At 72.1% G+C, this 12,199-nt stretch carries 16 protein-coding genes; 9 read left to right on the top strand and 7 right to left on the bottom strand.

The annotated features are described in order from the left end of the window. Window positions 1-27: 27 nt before the first annotated feature. Window positions 28-1,233 (bottom strand): glycoside hydrolase family 26 protein, encoded by a 1,206-nt coding sequence (locus ACZ7DY_RS24515; RefSeq protein WP_471138401.1) that lies wholly within the window; start codon window positions 1,231-1,233, stop codon window positions 28-30. 129 nt (window positions 1,234-1,362) lie between these two features. Here ACZ7DY_RS24515 and ACZ7DY_RS24510 point away from each other — a divergent pair, with 129 nt between their 5' ends. Then, a complete protein-coding gene (locus ACZ7DY_RS24510) occupies window positions 1,363-2,664 on the top strand; it encodes a carboxylate--amine ligase (protein ID WP_471138700.1) in 1,302 nt (433 codons plus the stop codon). After that, complete coding sequence (locus tag ACZ7DY_RS24505; RefSeq protein WP_471138399.1) at window positions 2,657-3,922, top strand: NAD(P)-binding domain-containing protein; 1,266 nt, start codon at window positions 2,657-2,659, stop codon at window positions 3,920-3,922. The genes ACZ7DY_RS24510 and ACZ7DY_RS24505 overlap by 8 nt, the downstream gene beginning before the upstream one ends. A 257-nt stretch (window positions 3,923-4,179) precedes the next feature. Here the strand turns inward: ACZ7DY_RS24505 and ACZ7DY_RS24500 are convergent, their stop codons facing one another. The 3 genes from ACZ7DY_RS24500 to ACZ7DY_RS24490 all read right to left on the bottom strand — a co-directional run bounded on the left by ACZ7DY_RS24500 (window position 4,180) and on the right by ACZ7DY_RS24490 (window position 6,171). Next, entirely contained in the window at window positions 4,180-5,187 is a 1,008-nt protein-coding gene (locus tag ACZ7DY_RS24500) for a chaplin (protein WP_471138397.1), read from the bottom strand. A 101-nt stretch (window positions 5,188-5,288) separates the two neighbouring features. Continuing rightward, on the bottom strand, window positions 5,289-5,480 hold the full coding sequence (locus tag ACZ7DY_RS24495; RefSeq protein WP_471138698.1) for a chaplin: 192 nt from the start codon (window positions 5,478-5,480) through the stop codon (window positions 5,289-5,291). A 292-nt stretch (window positions 5,481-5,772) separates the two neighbouring features. Next, entirely contained in the window at window positions 5,773-6,171 is a 399-nt protein-coding gene (locus ACZ7DY_RS24490; protein WP_471138395.1) for a rodlin, read from the bottom strand. Between the two features lie 292 nt (window positions 6,172-6,463). Here ACZ7DY_RS24490 and ACZ7DY_RS24485 point away from each other — a divergent pair, with 292 nt between their 5' ends. The 5 genes from ACZ7DY_RS24485 (at window position 6,464) to ACZ7DY_RS24465 (ending at window position 9,387) form a co-directional block, all read left to right on the top strand. Further along, on the top strand, window positions 6,464-6,874 hold the full coding sequence (locus tag ACZ7DY_RS24485) for a rodlin (protein WP_471138394.1): 411 nt from the start codon (window positions 6,464-6,466) through the stop codon (window positions 6,872-6,874). Window positions 6,875-7,350: 476 nt separating this feature from the next. Continuing rightward, window positions 7,351-7,758 (top strand): rodlin, encoded by a 408-nt coding sequence (locus ACZ7DY_RS24480; protein WP_471138392.1) that lies wholly within the window; start codon window positions 7,351-7,353, stop codon window positions 7,756-7,758. 200 nt (window positions 7,759-7,958) lie between these two features. Beyond that, window positions 7,959-8,186 carry a hypothetical protein gene (locus ACZ7DY_RS24475; RefSeq protein ID WP_471138391.1) on the top strand — a complete coding sequence of 76 codons (228 nt, stop codon included), beginning with the start codon at window positions 7,959-7,961 and terminating at the stop codon, window positions 8,184-8,186. A gap of 158 nt (window positions 8,187-8,344) precedes the next feature. Then, entirely contained in the window at window positions 8,345-8,743 is a 399-nt protein-coding gene (locus ACZ7DY_RS24470; protein ID WP_471138390.1) for an ATP-binding protein, read from the top strand. 149 nt (window positions 8,744-8,892) lie between these two features. After that, window positions 8,893-9,387 carry a hypothetical protein gene (locus tag ACZ7DY_RS24465; RefSeq protein WP_471138388.1) on the top strand — a complete coding sequence of 165 codons (495 nt, stop codon included), beginning with the start codon at window positions 8,893-8,895 and terminating at the stop codon, window positions 9,385-9,387. Between the two features lie 19 nt (window positions 9,388-9,406). Here ACZ7DY_RS24465 and ACZ7DY_RS24460 read toward each other — a convergent pair whose 3' ends face one another. Genes ACZ7DY_RS24460 through ACZ7DY_RS24450 form a run of 3 tightly spaced genes read right to left on the bottom strand, consistent with a single transcriptional unit; the run spans window position 9,407 to window position 11,006 of the window. Continuing rightward, entirely contained in the window at window positions 9,407-9,763 is a 357-nt protein-coding gene (locus tag ACZ7DY_RS24460; protein ID WP_471138387.1) for an Asp23/Gls24 family envelope stress response protein, read from the bottom strand. Next, a complete protein-coding gene (locus ACZ7DY_RS24455) occupies window positions 9,760-10,428 on the bottom strand; it encodes an Asp23/Gls24 family envelope stress response protein (RefSeq protein ID WP_471138385.1) in 669 nt (222 codons plus the stop codon). The genes ACZ7DY_RS24460 and ACZ7DY_RS24455 overlap by 4 nt, the downstream gene beginning before the upstream one ends. Further along, window positions 10,419-11,006: an RNA polymerase sigma factor gene (locus tag ACZ7DY_RS24450; protein ID WP_471138383.1), complete on the bottom strand. Its 588-nt coding sequence runs from the start codon at window positions 11,004-11,006 to the stop codon at window positions 10,419-10,421. The genes ACZ7DY_RS24455 and ACZ7DY_RS24450 overlap by 10 nt, the downstream gene beginning before the upstream one ends. Before the next feature lie 238 nt (window positions 11,007-11,244). On the opposite strand from ACZ7DY_RS24450, the gene ACZ7DY_RS24445 reads away from it, so the two are divergent. Both ACZ7DY_RS24445 and ACZ7DY_RS24440 read left to right on the top strand, forming a co-directional pair. Beyond that, window positions 11,245-11,781 carry an Asp23/Gls24 family envelope stress response protein gene (locus ACZ7DY_RS24445; protein ID WP_471138381.1) on the top strand — a complete coding sequence of 179 codons (537 nt, stop codon included), beginning with the start codon at window positions 11,245-11,247 and terminating at the stop codon, window positions 11,779-11,781. Window positions 11,782-11,858: 77 nt separating this feature from the next. Further along, a complete protein-coding gene (locus ACZ7DY_RS24440) occupies window positions 11,859-12,047 on the top strand; it encodes a hypothetical protein (RefSeq protein WP_471138379.1) in 189 nt (62 codons plus the stop codon). Window positions 12,048-12,199 lie beyond the last annotated feature (152 nt).

The following is a 12,199-nucleotide window of genomic DNA, read 5'->3' as shown; positions in this document are numbered from 1 at the left end:
TCGGCGCCACCGCGGCCGGGCCGGGCGTCAGGGCAGCCGCGGGTACTTCCACCGGTCGAAGCGCACGCACAGCTTGCCGCCCATCCACTGCTCGACCCAGGCACCGAGCTCCACCGGCGAACAGGCCGGCCACTTCGGGGGCTCGACCGGGTCGGTCGGGCGGGGCGGCACGACCGGGGTCCCGTCCCGGCCGGAGAGCACGTCGCGGTACACCTTCGAGGAGCCCGGGTTGTCCTTGCACTGCCACACGCCGTGCGGGCAGTAATCGGTGACGGTGTTGTACAGCGGCTTCTGCTCGTCGATCCATTTCAGCATGCGGCGCATGTATTCTTCGTTGTCGCCGTTGCGGAAAAGTCCCCATTCCGGATACGAGATGGGTTTGCCGTGGGCCTTGGCGAAGTCCACGTGTTCCTGGAGCCCATAGGGCTCCTTGACCTGTTCGTCGAACGACATTCCGCGCGGCTGGTCGTACGAGTCCATGCCGATGATGTCGACGGTGTCGTCGCCGGGATAGCACTCGGTCCACGGAACGGCGTCCCGCCCCCGGCTCGGCGTGAAGTCGAACCGGAATTTCTGTCCCGGTACCGAACGCATCGTGGTGACGACTCTGTTCCAGTACTTCTTCCAGGACTCCGGGTCCGGGCCGCAGCGATGGGTGTAGGTCGTGCCGTTCATCTCCCAGCCGAGGACGACGACCGTGTCGGGCACCCCGAGGTCCACCAGACGCTTGGCGAGCACCCGGAAATGCTCGTCGAAGGCGCCGGTGGCGCCCCGCTTCAGCGTCCGGGCCACCTCGGCGTCGCCGATGCCCTCCTCGTTGCGTTCGAGCATCGGCACGTTGAGGACGAAGAGCCGGTCGTCCTTGGCCTTGCGCCATTCGGCCCAGTTCTCCAGGAAGTTCGGGGCGCCCTCGATGTTGCTCCAGCGATCGCCCGGAAGGTAGGTGTGACCGACCCGCAGCTCGGCGCCGTCGAGCCACTTGCTGAGTTCGCCGATCCGCTCGACCCCGCGGGGACCGTAGTCGAGATACGCGCCGAAGGCGGGCGCCGCGGGCTTCTGCGGGGGCGGCGGGGCGGCCGGACCCGCCGGACCCGAGGGGGCGGGCGCGGGCGGCTCGCCCTCGCGCACGACACCGACGGTGTATCCCGGCACGGCGGCCAGGGCCACCGACGAGACGATCCCGGCAGCGATGAAGGCGAGACGTTTACCGCGGCGACGACGCTGTAGGGACATATCTGCTCCTTGTTTTCCGACCGCACTCCACTGACACCTCGTCATATGTATTTCTATTGCGCCAATCGGGTTTCTAATCCTGAGTTCCAGCACATCGCCCGCATGGGCGAGCGATAAGCGAGGGTGACATTGCAGCCTCTGGACACACGAATTCCCGCGGTCCTCCTGCGGATCGACAGGAATCCCTTCCACCACGGGACGCTCGGCGCCGTGCGCTCCCTGGGACGGGCGGGCGTCGAGGTCCACCTGGTGGCCGACGACCACGAAAGCCCCGTACGGCGCTCCCGCCACCTGCACCGCATGCACGCGCCACCCGCCCCCGGCGCCGCGCCGGCCGAGGTGGCCGCCGTGCTGCGCCGGGTCGCGCACCGCCTCGCGGGCCCCGCCGTGCTCATCCCCCTGGACGACGCCGGAGCCCTCGCGGTCAGCGCCCTGTACGAGGAGCTCACCGACCGCTTCCTGCTGCCCCGGCTGGCCGGCGACGTCGCCGAGCGCGTGGCGGACAAGGCGAGCCTCGCCCAGGTCTGCGCGCGGGCCGGGGTGGCCCACCCGACGACGCTGGCGCCGGAGTCGGCCGCGGAGGCGGCACGCGCCGTGCACCGCCTCGGCTCCCCCGCCGTGGCCAAGTGGAGCCGCCCCTGGCTGCTGCCCCGCGACGCCGGTCTGCGCAGCACCACCGTGATCGGCTCCGGCCACGAGGCCGCCGCGCTGTACGAGCGCAGGGCCGAGGCGGGCAGCAGGCTGCTGCTCCAGGCGTTCGTGCCGGGCGCCCGCGGGGCCGACTGGTTCGTGCACGGGTGCGTGGACCGTAACGGCGTGGTGCGCGGCGGCGGTACGGGCCGCAAGCACCGCTCCTGGCCGCGCTCGGCCGGGCTGACGGTGAGCGGCGAGTGGACCGTCGACAAGGCCCTTTGGTCGGCGGCCGCGCAGGTGGTGTCGGCCCTGGAGTACCGGGGGATCTTCGACCTGGACTTCCGCAGGGACGCCACGACCGGGGACTTCCACCTCATCGACTTCAACCCGCGCCCCGGCGCCCAGTTCCGCCTCTTCACCGACGCCACGGGCACCGACGTCGTCCGCACCCTGCACCTCGACCTGACCCACCGCCCGGTCCCCCCGGCGGCGCCCCTGCCGGGCCGCAGGTACGTGGTGGAGAACTACGCGCCGCTTGCCGCGCTGCTCGCCCTGCCCCGCCCTGGCCGGCACGCCTTCGGCCCCGCGGGTGAACTCGCCTGGCACGCGGACGACGACCCGGCGCCCGGCGCGGCCATGCGCCGGCTGTGGCGGCGCCATGTGGTGCGGCGGCTGCGCGAGGGCCTGCGCCACCGGACCCGTACCGCCCTGACGACCGTGTCGAGCAGCGCGCGCCGGCACGCGCCCGCCGTGCTGCCCGGCACCCCGGCCGGAGAGCGGGCGGTCACCGATGCATGACCTGCTGATCGTCGGCGCGGGCCCCTACGGCCTGTCGATCGCCTCGCACGCCGCGGCGGCCGGCCTGGACGTACGGATCTTCGGCAGACCCATGGCGTCCTGGCGGGACCACATGCCGCGCGGCATGTTCCTGAAGTCGGAACCGTGGGCGTCCGACCTGTCCGACCCCGCGGGCCGGTACGGGCTCGCCGCCTACTGCGCCCGCCGCGGCCTGCCCGCCGAGCACGGCCGCCCGCTGCCCATCGAGCACTTCGCGTCGTACGGCCTCTGGTTCGCGGGCCGGGCCGTCCCGCCGGTCGACGAACGTCTGATCGCCGACGTCCGGCCCTGCCCCGGCGGCTACGAGGCCCGCACGCGGGACGGCGAACCCTGCCGCGCGCGGGCGGTGGCCCTCGCGGTGGGCGTGCTGCCCTTCACGGAGATCCCCCTGGCCGTACGGCACTTGGGCGCCGACCACGTCTCGCACAGCAGCCACCACGCCGACCTGGAGCGCTTTCGCGGCCGGGACGTGACGGTGCTCGGGGCGGGGCAGGCGGCCCTGGAGACGGCCGCCCTCCTGGCCGAACAGGGCACCCGGGTACGGATCGTCGCCCGGTCCCCGCACGTCTCGTGGAACACCGTGCCGCCCGCCTGGCAGCGGCCCTGGTGGGAGTCGCTGCGCGCCCCGCACACCGGCCTCGGCTGCGGCTGGAGAAACACGTTCTACACCCGGACCCCCGGCCTCTTCCGGCGGCTCCCGGAAGAGACCCGCGCCCGGGTGGCCGCCGGCGCCCTCGGCCCGGCCGGCGCGTGGTGGATCAGGGAGCGCGTCGAGTCCGCCGTCGAGATCCTGGCCGGCCACGAGGTCGAGGCGGCCGAACCGGTCGGCGGCCGCGTACGACTGCGGACCGCGGCGCTCCGCGGCCCTGGCCTGCGGTTCGACACCGACCACGTCATCGCCGCCACGGGCTTTCGCGCGACCACCGGCCGCATCGACGTGCTCGCCCCCGAGCTCCGCTCCCGCCTGCGCTCCCTCGCCGACGGGACCCCGTATGTCGGCGACCGCTTCGAGAGCTCGTGCCCCGGACTCTTCCTGGCTGGCCTGACGACCGCGTCGAGCTTCGGCCCCGCCATGCGCTTCGTCTACGGGGCGGGGTTCACCGCGGAGCGTCTGGTGCGGGGCGTCGAACGGCACGTACGGCGTGCCCGTCGCACCGTGCCTGCGCAGGAGGACCGCGCCGGGGTCCCGGCCCTGGTGGCCGGCCGCTCTTCTGAGTGACAGGCCGGGCGAACGGGTGAACCGCGCTTGGGCGAGGGGCCTTCCGGTGGTGCACTGAATGCGCTTCATGGGACAGGCCCCGGGTCGCTCCCCGCCAGCCGTCGGCATGCATGCCGTGAGGGTGCGACAGCCTCAACGGGACTGGTCACCACCTCCTTTCACACCGACAGGGAAGCCCTTCCGTCCGGGCTTCCCTGTCGGTTTCTTTCTGTGTCTTTCCGTGTCTTCCGTCGGGCGACGTGCCCCGACCGCTCCGGCTAGCGCCGGGCCCCCACCCCTCCGCGCCGGTACAGGATGGCTCCGCCGAGCAGCAGTCCGGCGCTGGCGGCCGCCGTGCCGAGCAGCGCGGCGTCGGCGCCCGTCTCGGCCAGGTGGTCCCGGGCCGCGGCGACCTGGGCCGCGGCGACCTGGACCGGGTGGTCGGCGCGGGTGGTCTGCGGCGCGTGGTGCGGTGCCGCGTGCGGGGCGAGGCCGGCGGTGTCCGCAGGGACGGCGGGGCCGGGGACGGAGGACATGGCCCGGGAGCGCGGGCCGGGAGCCTCCGGCGGGTGGGCGGTGGCGAACGGCGGCGTCGCCGTGGCGGGCGGGTTCGCCGTGAACGGCGGGGTGACGGTGCGCGGGGCGTCCCGGTGGGGTGCCGCGTGCCCGCACGCGTCGCCGCCGGTGCCCGAGAGCGCCGCCACGATGTCCACCGCGTTGCCGCAGGCCTTCACCGGCGTGTCCACCGGGGACTGCGCGTCGTTGCCGGCCACTGCGCCGGGCGAGTGGGTGGCCGCGCCCTGGGCGGCGGAACCGCTCGTGACGTCATGGGTGGCGTCGGCACGGGCGTCGTGGCGGGGGGTGTGCCGGGGCGCCTCGTGGTGGTGGGTGTGCCGCGGCGCCTCGTGGTGGGGGTGCCGGGGGGCGTCGCGCGTCTCGTCGTCGGCGTACCCGGTCGGCGGCTTCGGCGCCGGAGCGCCCCCGCCCGTTCGCGGTGCTCCGTGGCCCTGTGCGGCGGAGCCGTGCCCGGCGTGACCGGCGTGGTGCGCGGAGCCGCACGTGTTGCCGAAGGCGGGGTTGCCCACACCGACGGGGTTCACCGTGTTGCCGCAGGCGTTCACCGGTACTTCGATCGGGGCCTGCACGCTGTTGCCCGACAAGAAGCCGGGCGAGTCCAGCGCCTGCCCGTTCGCTTCCGAAGCGGCGAACGCGTGGGTGCCGGACAGGGACAGGATGCTCGTGGCGGCCGCGGCGGAGAGCATTCCTTTGCTGAGGGCCTGTCGCAATCTAGTGGTCTTTCTCTGTCCGATGGGGAGCCGGCCCCGGCCGCCCGGGGAGGGGCTGCCGGGGCGGGCCGAGGCACAGCAGTGACAACTGGGCCGTTACGTCAGTCGTTGGCGCACTTGTTGCCGAACGCCGGGTTCAGGAGGGCGATGATGTCGACGGTGTTGCCGCACACGTTGACGGGGACGTGGACGGGAACCTGCACGACGTTGCCCGAGAGGACACCCGGGGAGCCGACCGCCGCGCCCTCGGCACCGGCGTCGGCGAACGCCGGGGCGCCCAGGCTCAGCGCCATGACGGCGCCGGCGATGATCGTTGCGCTCTTCTTGAGCTTCACAGCTTTTCCCTTCTTTCGGGTCACGCCTGAACGCCGGCCGAAACCGGGCGGGCAGATCCTGTTCCCGCACCGTGACCTGAGCCCTGCTCAACGAATGAGGGGAAAAGAGGAAACCGCGAAGTTGACGTCCTTCGGAAGTTCACTCGAATGCGACTGTGCACCGAAACCGCAATCCGGCCCATGAGAAAGCCCGGACCGCCCGAGGAGGAAGGAAATCGGGTGGTCCGGGCATTCTCGGCGGTGCGGCGGATCAGCCGTTGTTCGTGCCGTTGCCCGAGAGCAGCGGGATGTCGCTCAGGATGTGCGACAGCGGCTCGTCGCCCTTCGCCTGAGTCGAGTTCTCCGTGCACTGCTGGGTCTGCGGCGCCGAGAGGATCGGGATGTCCTGGATGCCGATGTTGACCAGGCCCACGATGTTCTGGATGTTGGCCTTGACCGGCAGGCCGATGCAAGGCTTGTTCAGCGTGCCCTGGATCAGGGAAAGCTGGGGGCTCATGTCGCCCTTGGTGGCGGAGTTACCGAACGACTGCTGCGCACCGTTGCCGCTCAGCGACTGGGTGCCGGTGTCGTCACCGATGGCCATCGCGGGGGACGCGATACCGGCCGCGGCCACCGTGGCCGCCGCCATTGCCATTGCCTTCTTAAGCATTTGTGGTTCCTTTTCTGGGGCAGACGCTCACGTTACTGCGGCCTGCTCAACTCCCCACCCCACGTTTGGTTCCGCGCATTCACTCCATCGGATCGTCTGTGGTCGGCCGGACGACGGAACTGCATCCGGATCCGGGGCGCGAAAATGACGGTCTGATTATTCACAGATCTGCGATTCATACCTGTCGGGAGGCCGGTCGATGGGCCATCGGAGTGAATCTCAGCAACCCCTCACGCCCGCGGCAGTTGCTCAGGGTGCTCCGAGGACGGGGCTAACTCAGAGAGGAACACCTGTGATCAAGAAGGTTATGACCGCAGCTGCGGTCACGGCTTCCGTCGTCGGCATGTCGGCCGCAGCCGCGCCCACGGCGCTCGCCATCGGCAACGACGGCGGCACCGAGACCATGAGCGGCAACAACGCCATGCAGTCGTTCGGCAACTCGGCCACGTACGGCAACATGAGCCCGCAGATGGCGCTCATCCAGGGCTCGTTCAACAAGCCCTGCATCGCCCTGCCGGCGAAGGCCAACCTCCAGAACATCGTGGGCCTGGTCAACATCGGTATCCAGGACATCCCGATCCTCTCGGCGCCGCAGACCCAGCAGTGCACGGAGAACTCGACGCAGGCGAAGGGCGACGAGCCGCTGTCGCACATCCTCGAGGACCTGCCGATCCTGTCCGGCAACGGCGTTCACAACAAGTGATACCGAGCTCCTCCCGGCGGGCCGCCAGCCTCCTCCCCGGCGGCCCGCCGTTCTTTCCCCTCAATTCCGGGGCCAGGGGTCGCGCTCGACCAGCCTTCGCCACTCGGGATCGGGGCGGCCAGGAATCGTCTTGCCCTGCGCGCACCAACTCCTGAGCAGGGAATCGTAGATGGGGTCGGTGCGGCACTCCGGTGACTGTCTGCTCGGTGGAATGACACCTAGCCGCTGCCACGGTCCTGTGCGGTCAGCCATATTTCCTCATCGAGAGTCGGGGCGTCTTTCGTCTTCGTTCCTGCCGCAGTACTCGATGAAACAGCGCCCGTCATGACGGAAGCGTCGCGTGATTCCCCGCGAACTCCATTGCCATTCAGCACACTTATCCACCGGACGGCCCAATCGCCGCAACTCCCGCTCCGTCGCTCAGTTGTCACCATGCGGCTCCGGAGTGGAGCCTCACTCGAAGGGAACCCCTCACCATGAAGAAGCTGCTCGCAACGGCCGCCATCGCTCTGTCCGCGGCCGGCATGACCGCCGCCGCGGCTCCGCAGGCCATGGCCGTCGGCGACGACACGGGCACCGAATCCGTCAGCGGCAACGGTGCCAACCAGGCGTTCGGCAACTCCGCCACCGAGGGCCACATGAGCCCGCAGATGACCCTGGTCCAGGGCTCGCTGAACAAGCTCTGTGTCGGCCTCCCGGTCAAGGCCAACATCCAGAACATCGTCGGCCTGGTCAACATCGGCGTACAGGACATCCCGATCCTCTCGGCGCCGCAGATGCAGCAGTGTGTCGAGAACTCCACCCAGGCCAAGGGCGACGAGCCGCTGTCGCACATCCTGGAGGACATCCCGCTGCTCTCGGGCAACGGCGCCAACAACCACTGACCGGGCGCACCCCGCGGTAGTCGGGGAGCAGTGCCGGGGAAGGCCCGCACATCGGTGACGGTGCCTTCCCCGCCCCTCGGGCGGTGTCACCCTTCCAGCCGCGCTCGGCGGGCAGGCCCCCCGGTGACCCTTCAGCGTGGTGAGCGTCCGTACACGCCGCTTCCAAGCGTGCGTACGCCCCACACCGAAGGGTCCGAAGCATGAAGCGCATAGCCCGCGCCCTGTCCATCGCCGGCATCACCGCGGCACTGGCCGTCCCTGCCGTCGGCGTCGCCTCGGCGGCATCCGTCCCCACCGCCGCTCCGGCCTCGCCGCAGACGGCGAGCACCGACTGGGACGACGACTGGGACCACCACCACGGGCACCACCACGGGCACCACCACGGCCACGATCTGCTGGACCTGGGCCTGGATCTGGGGCTCCTCTGACGTCTCGCCGCACGCGGTGGCCGTCACGGATTTTCCGTGGCGGCCACCGTGCATTTCCGCCCTACCCGGGCGAAACACCCGAACGACGCGTGTGGGAGCACCCTCGCGGGGCAACCGAAGGGGAACAGCCCCCACAAGATCGGTGGAAGTGATGCGCTGTGACGACCGACTGCACGCCGGACACCGCACTCCTCACCTGTCCCCGAAGCCCCGGTGCCGCCCGGGATGTCGTACGGGCCCTGCTGTGCCAGGACGACCCGCGTGTGGGTGACATGGCGCTGGCCGACTCCGTCCTTGTCACCTCCGAACTGGTCACCAACGCCGTCCGGCACGGCGGCGGGCTGCGCGGCTTCGGGTGCCGCGTGCGGTCCGGCTTCGTCGAGATCGCCGTCGAGGACGCCAGCGACGAGATCCCGGTGACCCGGGCCCGCCCGAACCTCCTCATCGTCGGCGGACACGGCTGGCCCTCCGTCTGCCGGCTCTCCGACGACGTGAGCGTCACCCGGCTGCCCGGCGGCGGCAAACGCATCGTCGCCCGCGTTCCGCTGAAGGCGTGAGCCGGGACCCGGCCACCCCACCCCACCGGCCCAGCGCGGCCGCGCTCCCCCGTGTGGCTACCGGGGAGACCGGCGCCCGCGGGGTTCCATGAGGGCGTACGTCTCCTGGCACGCCACTCGGAAGGCCGGTCCCCGCGGTGCAGCGAATCGTGAAGACAATCCTCGTGACGACGGTGGCCGCGGCGGCGGTGCTCGTGCCCGGCGCGGCGGACGCCGCCGACCGGCACGAGGTCACCCTGGCGGACACGGCCCGCCTCGACGCGGACGGGACGACGGCGGTCGTCTCCGGCACGTACACGTGCGACGGGTACCGCGGCCCCGTCCGGCTCAGGGTCTCGCTCCGCACGGAAGGGACACGGCCGCTCACCCCGGCCGAGGCCGAGACCGTCAAGAACCTCTTCCAGTGGCTGGGCGTACCGGCCGTGCCGGTCCCCAAGACGACCACGTCCACCTCCCTGAGGGAACAGACCCTCGACGCGACCTGCGACGGCAGCGCCACGGCCCACCCGTGGCAGCACCGCTTCTCCGGGGCCGGCGCCAAGGGCACCAAGGGGACCGTCGGCGTGACGATGTCCTCCGTGAACTCCCGTACGGCCGAAGTGACCCGGCTCGCCGGCACCTCCGGCGACGTGACCTTCGTCTAGCCGGGCCCGCGCCCCCGGGTCAGACCCGGCCCGTCACCGTCACCGGGACACGGACCGGCGCCGTCTCCCCGGTCAGCTCCTCCAGCGTCCGCGTCACCGCGGCGCGCACCTCGCGGGTGACGTCCAGCGCCCGGTGGCCCCGGCGCAGCACGACGTGGACGTCCACCTGCCACCCTCCGGCGCCGCTCCGGGTGATCCGCACGCCCGAGCGGGACGACGTGCCGAGGGCGACGGCGGGGCCCGGTCCCCTCGTCAGCGGGTTGGCGGCGCGGAGCAGGTCGGCCAGGCCCGGGCGCAGGAAGGCGACGCCGGGCGTGCCGAGCACCGCCTCCCGTACGGCGTCCGTCAGCGCCTCCGCAGTGGGTCGTACCGTCACGGCCGCCGCCTCTCCGCGCGCTCGTCGTCGGTGCTGTCGTCGGGAGTGTCGTCGGTGAGGTCGGCGATCGTCACGTCGACGGTCGCCACCCGCATGCCGAGCTCGCGGTCGACCGCCTCCAGGACCCGGTCCCGTACCCGCTCCGCGATCTCCTGGAGGTGGTGGGTGAGCGCGACCACCACCTCGAGCCGGATGTGGACGGGGCCGCGCTGCCGGTGCCGCGCCGGGGCGGCGCCGTCCTCGCGGGCGAGCGGCTCGATGCGGCAGCTGCCCGCCCGTACCCCCGGAAGGGTCTCCGCGGCGGCGCGGACGGTGCGGGCCGCCGCGGCCTCCACGATCCACGCGTCCTCGTCCGGCGCGCCCAGCGGGAGCGTGCGGCCCGGCCGCAGTTCGAGGCGGACCACGTCCATGACCCGGCCCACCAGCGCGGAGGCGTCGGGCTCCGCCTCCGGCGGGTCGCTCTCGCGGGCGACGGCGACCACGTCCTCCAGGCTCCGCAGCGTATGCAGCGCCTCGGCGCAGTGGGGGCACGTCTGTGCGTGCGGGTCGGCCCCGCCGTTCTCCGCGCGCTCCCAGACGCCCCACAGGTCACGTCCGCAGGGCAGCAGTTCGTTCGGTTCGTCCGCCATCTCTCCGTCCGGCCCGTACTCCTCGTTCACCGCCATGCCGCCATCGCCTCCGTGAGATGGCGCCGCGCCCGGAAGACGCGGGCGCGCACCGCTTCCGGGCTGATGCCGACCGTCTCCGCGATGGTCTCGTAGCCGACGCCGTTGAGCTCGCGCAGCACCCAGCACACGCGCTGCTCGGGGGAGAGTCCCTCCATCGCCCTGCCGAGTTCCGCGACGGCGGCGTGGGATTCGGCCACTCGGGCGGGTGAGGCCTCGTGCTCGGGCGCCTGCGGCTCGGGCACCTCGCCGAGTTCCACGGAGGGGCGCCGGGACCGCAGGGCGTTCAGGCAGCGGTTGGTGACGATGCGGTGCATCCACGTGCCGAACCGTGCCTCCCCGCGGAACTCCGGCATCTTGCGCCAGGCGCTCACAAAGGACTCCTGCACCGCGTCCTCGGCCTCCGTCCTGCTGCCCAGCAGCCGCGTCGCGAGCCGCAGCAGCTGCGGTGCGTGCCGGCGCACGAGCTCCTCGAACGCCTCTTCGTCGCCCTCCGCGGCCCGTACGGCCAGCAATCCGTCGTCGCGCCGCGAGGAGCCGTCCGCCTCCTCGCTCGCTCTGCCCCGGTCGCCCGGCACACGCGGCTCCTCTCTCTCGGTCCGTACCCCTACGACCCGTACCCCTACGACACTGCGGTGTCCGCCCGCGTTACGCGACACGCACGACCGGACCGGGGGACGGAGAAATCGCGCCGAGTCGCGTAACGAATCCCGCGCGCCGGTGTCAGACGTACGACGGGCCGGGCACCCGGCTCTCAGTGAGCGATCGGACAGCGGGTGGACGGTGACCCGTCCCCGACGACGAGGAGATGGCTTCATGGCTGCTCAGGAGATCACTTCGAACACGGCCGGCCCCGGCACCGAGACGGGCCTCACCGGTGGCGCCCGGCACAGCGTGCCGAGCAGCACCGCTGTGCCGGGCAGCACCACCGTGGCCGGCGGCACCGGGGCCGGTGAGCCGGCCGCGACCCGCGGCAAGACCTCCATCGCCGACGTGGTGGTGGTGAAGATAGCCGGGACGGCCGCCCGGGAGATCCCCGGCGTGTACGACATGGGCGGCGGCCTCTCCCGCACCCTCGGCGCCGTCCGCGACCGCGTCCCCGGCGGCCGGCCCAACGTCGGGCGGGGCGTGAAGGTCGAGGTCGGCGAGCGGCAGACCGCCATCGACCTGGACATCGTCGTCGAGTACGGCGTGCCCATCACCGACGTCGCCCACGACGTCCGCGAGAACGTCATCGCCGCCGTGGAGCGCATCACCGGTCTGGAGGTCGTGGAGGTCAACGTCGCGGTCAACGACGTACGGCTGCCCGATGACGAGAACGCGGACTCCGGCGGCGAGACGCGCGTGGAGTAGGCATCCCGCGTCCGGCCCGGGGTACCGCAGCGATGTCTCCTTCTGTGGGATGTCTCCTTCTGGGTGTGAGGTGAGTGGTGAGCACAGCTCTGGTAGGCCTGATCGCCGGGATGGCCCTCGGATTCGCCGGCTGGTTCGGCGGCTTCGGCGCCTTCCTCCTGGTCGCCGCACTCGGCGCGGTCGGTTTCGTGGCGGGGCGTCTGGTGGACGAGGGCGCGGATATACGGGGCTTTCTCGGCGGGGGCCGGGACGGGGGGCGGCGATGAGCGCCGCGGCGGCGGACCGCGGTTCGACCGCCGTCGTCCCCGGTCTGGTGACGGGTCGTCTTGTGGATGAGGGCGCGGACAAACGGGCGGCGATGAGCACCCCGGCCGCGGGCGGCGGCCCCACCACCGTCGCCGACCGAGCGACGGCTCGT

Source organism: Streptomyces sp. NPDC037013, from assembly GCF_055607265.1.
The sequence above is the reverse complement of the archived record's forward strand: the minus strand, read 5'-3'. Positions and strand labels throughout refer to the sequence as shown.

What these genes read in the sequence shown, in the direction of transcription:
- ACZ7DY_RS24515 (WP_471138401.1), bottom strand. Translation starts at nt 1,233, where the DNA reads ATGTCCCTACAGCGTCGTCGCCGCGGTAAACGTCTCGCCTTCATCGCT.
- ACZ7DY_RS24505 (WP_471138399.1), top strand. Translation starts at nt 2,657, where the DNA reads ATGCATGACCTGCTGATCGTCGGCGCGGGCCCCTACGGCCTGTCGATC.
- ACZ7DY_RS24495 (WP_471138698.1), bottom strand. Translation starts at nt 5,480, where the DNA reads ATGGCGCTGAGCCTGGGCGCCCCGGCGTTCGCCGACGCCGGTGCCGAG.
- ACZ7DY_RS24490 (WP_471138395.1), bottom strand. Translation starts at nt 6,171, where the DNA reads ATGCTTAAGAAGGCAATGGCAATGGCGGCGGCCACGGTGGCCGCGGCC.
- ACZ7DY_RS24480 (WP_471138392.1), top strand. Translation starts at nt 7,351, where the DNA reads ATGAAGAAGCTGCTCGCAACGGCCGCCATCGCTCTGTCCGCGGCCGGC.
- ACZ7DY_RS24475 (WP_471138391.1), top strand. Translation starts at nt 7,959, where the DNA reads ATGAAGCGCATAGCCCGCGCCCTGTCCATCGCCGGCATCACCGCGGCA.
- ACZ7DY_RS24455 (WP_471138385.1), bottom strand. Translation starts at nt 10,428, where the DNA reads ATGGCGGTGAACGAGGAGTACGGGCCGGACGGAGAGATGGCGGACGAA.
- ACZ7DY_RS24445 (WP_471138381.1), top strand. Translation starts at nt 11,245, where the DNA reads ATGGCTGCTCAGGAGATCACTTCGAACACGGCCGGCCCCGGCACCGAG.